The sequence below is a fragment of the Mesorhizobium sp. M7A.F.Ca.CA.003.01.2.1 genome (assembly GCF_003998945.1).
GTDB classification, from domain to species: Bacteria; Pseudomonadota; Alphaproteobacteria; order Rhizobiales; family Rhizobiaceae; genus Mesorhizobium; species Mesorhizobium ciceri.
In genome coordinates this window covers 1-4,228 of record NZ_RZRA01000480.1, presented here as the reverse complement: position 1 = coordinate 4,228, position 4,228 = coordinate 1, and the positions used below count along the sequence as shown (strand labels likewise).

At 62.9% G+C, this 4,228-nt stretch carries 5 protein-coding genes; 3 read left to right on the top strand and 2 right to left on the bottom strand.

Annotated features, from left to right (window positions below; translation table 11 throughout):
* From EN969_RS19190 to EN969_RS19180, 3 genes are all read left to right on the top strand, one after another.
* Nucleotides 1-764: 3-keto-5-aminohexanoate cleavage protein (locus tag EN969_RS19190; protein ID WP_164758350.1), on the top strand; the 764-nt coding region annotated here is incomplete at its 5' end.
* A 25-nt stretch (nt 765-789) separates the two neighbouring features.
* Nucleotides 790-1,302: a GNAT family N-acetyltransferase gene (locus EN969_RS19185; protein ID WP_013532101.1), complete on the top strand. Its 513-nt coding sequence runs from the start codon at nt 790-792 to the stop codon at nt 1,300-1,302.
* Entirely contained in the window at nt 1,299-2,327 is a 1,029-nt protein-coding gene (locus EN969_RS19180) for a histone deacetylase family protein (protein WP_063167833.1), read from the top strand. Before EN969_RS19185 ends, EN969_RS19180 begins: the two co-directional genes overlap by 4 nt.
* A gap of 15 nt (nt 2,328-2,342) precedes the next feature.
* On the opposite strand, the gene EN969_RS19175 is transcribed toward EN969_RS19180, so the two are convergent.
* Complete coding sequence (locus tag EN969_RS19175; RefSeq protein ID WP_063167832.1) at nt 2,343-3,608, bottom strand: cysteine desulfurase-like protein; 1,266 nt, start codon at nt 3,606-3,608, stop codon at nt 2,343-2,345.
* Between the two features lie 51 nt (nt 3,609-3,659).
* The coding region (locus EN969_RS19170) for an aldo/keto reductase (RefSeq protein WP_206525181.1) at nt 3,660-4,228 on the bottom strand (569 nt) is incomplete at its 5' end.

The following is a 4,228-nucleotide window of genomic DNA, read 5'->3' as shown; positions in this document are numbered from 1 at the left end:
ATGGCCGCCCGACCGCCGATCCGGACGTCTACATGCAGTTCCTGCCGCGCATCAAGCAGGCGACCGATGCAGTGATCAACATCACCACCGGCGGCTCGTCGCTGATGACGCTGGACCAGCGGCTGGCAGCCCCTTTGCGGGCCGAACCCGAAATGTGCTCGCTCAACATGGGTTCGATGAATTTCGCGCTGTTCCCGATGCTCGACAAGCCGAGGGAATGGCAGCACGAATGGGAACCCAAGCTGCTGGAAGCCACCCGCGACACGATCTTCAAGAACACCTTCGCCGATATGGAAGCGGTGCTGGAAAGACTGGGAAAGGGCTGCGGCACGCGCTTCGAATTCGAATGCTATGATGTCGGCCATCTCTATTCGCTGGCGCATTTTCGCGATCGGGGGTTGGTGTCGGGACCGCTGTTCATCCAATTCGTCCTTGGCATATTGGGCGGCATCGGCGCCGACCCGGACAATCTCGTCCACATGAAGCGGATCGCCGACAAATTGTTCGGCGACAGCTACCAGTTCTCGGTGCTCGCCGCCGGCCGCCAGCAGATGCCGCTGATCTCAATTGCAGCAGCCATGGGCGGCAATGTCCGTGTCGGGCTGGAGGACAGTCTCTATGACGGCCGCCAGCTGGCGAAATCCAATGCCGATCAGGTGCGCCGTATCCGTGGCATTCTCGACGGGCTGTCGCTGGAGGTTGCAACGCCCACCGAAGCGCGCGACATGCTGGCGCTCAAGGGCGGCGACCGGGTGGCGTTTTGAGATGCTGATCTGAGATGAACCTGAAATGATTGCCTCGCCCAAAATCCGCCTCCGCCCCGGCCGAGTGGAAGACGTCGAAACCATCCACGCCGCGATCCTGAAACTCGGCACGCATATCGGTGCGCCGGAGGAGATCATTTCGACAGCAGATGATTTGCGCACCTACGGCTTTGGTGAAAAGCCCGCTTTCTCCACCCTGATCGCCGAAGTGGGCGGCGAGTTTGCCGGCCTTTGCCTGCATTTCCCGATCTTTTCGACATGGATGGGGCGGCCTGGCGTCTATGTGCAGGACCTCTATGTCGAGGATCGTTTTCGCGGCCGCAAGATCGGCGAGCGGCTGCTGCGGCGTGTTGCGGCGCAGTGCCGGAAGGAAGGCGGCGTCTATCTCCGGCTGTCCGTCGACACCGACAATGAAGGGGCCAAGGCCTTCTACGAGAGGCTGGGCATCGCCTGGTCGAGCTACGAACAGACCCAAAAAATCATCGGCGAGGCCTTCTTTGCTTTCGCCGACGCGCCGGAAAACGGGGATCAGGAATGAAAGCCTTCTATGCCGAGGAACAGAAGCGCCACGACCCCAGGGCCTTTCTTTCGAGCGGCGCGGCACAGCCCAATCCGGAAAAGCCGGAGCGCATCGAGAGATTGTTAGTCGGCGCACTATCTGCGGGTTGCACGATCGAGCGACCTCGGGATCATGGGCTCGGCCCGGCCGCGGCGGTGCACACGCCGGAATATCTGGATTTCCTCGAGCATATCTACGCGCGCTGGCAGCGCATCGAGGGCGCTTCGGCCGAAGTGATCCCCAACATCCATCCGATCGCGCGCAACGGCTCCTATCCGGCCTCGGCGGTCGGCCAGGCCGGCTATCACATGGCCGACACCGCCTGCCCGATCTCGGGCGAGACATGGCAGAGCGCGCTATGGAGCGCCTGGAGCGCGGTCGATGCGGCCGAGGCGGTGATATCAGGCGCACCGGCCGCCTACGCGCTGTGCCGCCCTCCCGGCCACCATGCCTTTGCCGATGTTGCCGGCGGCTTCTGTTTCATCAACAATTCGGCCGTCGCGGCGCAGGTTCTGCGCAAACGGGCCGCACGGGTGGCGATCCTCGATGTCGACCTGCATCACGGCAACGGCACGCAAGGCATCTTCTATGCACGGCCGGATGTGCTGACCGTCTCACTGCACGCCGATCCGGTGCGCTTCTATCCGTTCTTCTGGGGCCATGCCGACGAGCGCGGCGAAGGGCCCGGCCTCGGCTACAATTTCAACCTGCCGCTGCCGCGCAAATCCGCCGACGCGGCGTTTCTCGAAGCGCTCGAGGTGGCCTTCCAGCGTATCCGTGCCTTTTCGCCCGACGCGCTCGTTGTGGCGCTCGGCCTCGACGCGTTCGAGGGCGATCCGTTCGGCGGACTTTCGGTGACGACGCCTGGCTTCTCGCGCATCGGCGAGGCCATCGCAAAGCTCGACCTGCCGACGGTCATCGTCCAGGAGGGCGGCTACCTCTGCGACAAACTCGGCGACAATCTCACCGCGTTCCTCACCGGCTTCGGCGGCAAGATGCGGTGAGTGCTCAAGCCAGCGTTAGGAGCGCTGCTGCCTGAGCATGGCGATGACCCGATGCACACTTTCCAGCGTTTCGTCGATTTCGGCTGCCGTGTTGTAGTGAGCAATGCCGATGCGCACGACGCCATGCTCGGCTGGAATGCCGAGCTGGTGGACGATCTCCCAGGCGTAGTTGTGACCGGACCACAGGAAGATGTTTTCGGCGTTCATCTGCCGCACGATTGTCTCCGGCACGATGCGCTCGACCGTGAAGGAAACCGTCGGCACGCGATCGCCGAGCCGCTTCGGGTCGGTGATGCCGTGGACGGTCAAGCCCTCGATATCGGACAGGCCGTCGATCAGTTGTTGCGCCAGCGGGTTTTCGTACGCGATCGAAGCCGCGAACGCCTTGGCGATCTTCTGCCTTCTTGAACCGCCCTCGCCCGCCGCCGCGCCAAGGTCGGCAAAGTAGTCGACTGCGGCGGTGAGGCCGGCCATCAGCTCGATCTGCGGCGTGCCGAGTTCGAACCGCTCCGGCAGGCCATTCGACGAACAGCGGCATTTATAGGGCTGCAAGTCATCGATGACGTCGCGCCGGCCCCACAATATGCCCATATGCGGTCCGAAGAATTTGTAGGCCGAGCAGATCAGGAAATCGCAGCCGAGCTCCTGCACGTCGATCAGCCCGTGCGGCGCGAATTGGACAGCATCGACATAGACCAGCGCACCGGCATTCCTGGCTATCGCAGTCAGCGCCTTCACCCGGTTGATCGAACCGGTCAAATTGCTGGCGTAGTTCAACGCGACCAGCCGTGTCTTCTCCGAAAGCAAGCCAGCCAGCGTCGCCTCCTCGACCTGCCAGCTGGTTTCGTCGAACGGCAGCCAGCACACGACGAGGCCGTGATCCTCGGCCAGTTGCAGCCAGGGCGAGACGTTGCCCTCATGGTCCATGCGGGTGAGGATGATCTCGTCGCCGGGCTGCATCGTGCGGCCGAGCGTGCGCGAGATGTGGTAGGTCAGCGTCGTCATGTTGGCGCCGATGACGATTTCCTCAGGGCTTGCGGCGCCGAGGAAATCGGCCATGGCCTCATGTGCCTCATCGACGACGGCCTGCGCGGCAATCGTCGTTTCGAAGTAGCCGCCAAGGTTCGCATTGGTGGTCAAGAGACAGCGCGATACCGCATCCGCCACTGCCTGTGGCACCTGCGTGCCGGCAGGGTTGTCGAGATAGATGCGGCGGCGGCCCTTGTCGGTCAGAGAGAGAGCGGGAAATTTCCCCCGGATAGCCTCGATCGGAAAATTCATTGCCGCCCTTCTCCCATTGTAATCGTTGGATATTCGGCCAGAAATCCCCGTTCAAGGACAGGGATTGCCGACCCGCTGGTGGATCGCATCCACCGCCTTCTGCATTTCGTCGGTCCAGACGACGTCGACGGAAGACAGCGCCATATCGAGCTGCGCAACGGTCGTCGCGCCGACGATGTTCGAGGTCACGAACGGCCGGCTCGAGACAAAGGCGTTGGCAAACAGTGCCGGCTCCAGGCCAAAGGAGCGCGCCAGCTCATTGTATTCGAGTTGTGCCTCGGCGGCACCTGGCGTCTCGTAGCGCTGGCCGCGATTGAACAGCTGCGTGCGCGAGCCCTGAGGCCGCGCGCCGTGGTCGTACTTGCCGGTGAGATAGCCCTGCGCCAGCGGCGAATAGGGCAGCAGCGACACCTGCTCGCGCTCGCAGACCTCGGCGAGATTCACCTCGAAGGTGCGGTTGACGAGATTGTAGGCGTTCTGGATCGACGCGACGCGCGGGCCGATACCCTTGTCGGCTTCGGCAAGGAACCGCATCACGCCCCAGGAACTCTCGTTCGACAGGCCGAAATGCCGAATCTTTCCTGCCTTCACCAATTCGTCAAACACGGCAAGCGTCTCGG

Excerpts from the sequence above, each read along its gene's own strand:
- EN969_RS19185 (WP_013532101.1), top strand. The coding sequence starts at position 790 with ATGATTGCCTCGCCCAAAATCCGCCTCCGCCCCGGCCGAGTGGAAGAC.
- EN969_RS19175 (WP_063167832.1), bottom strand. The coding sequence starts at position 3,608 with ATGAATTTTCCGATCGAGGCTATCCGGGGGAAATTTCCCGCTCTCTCT.
- EN969_RS19180 (WP_063167833.1), top strand. The coding sequence starts at position 1,299 with ATGAAAGCCTTCTATGCCGAGGAACAGAAGCGCCACGACCCCAGGGCC.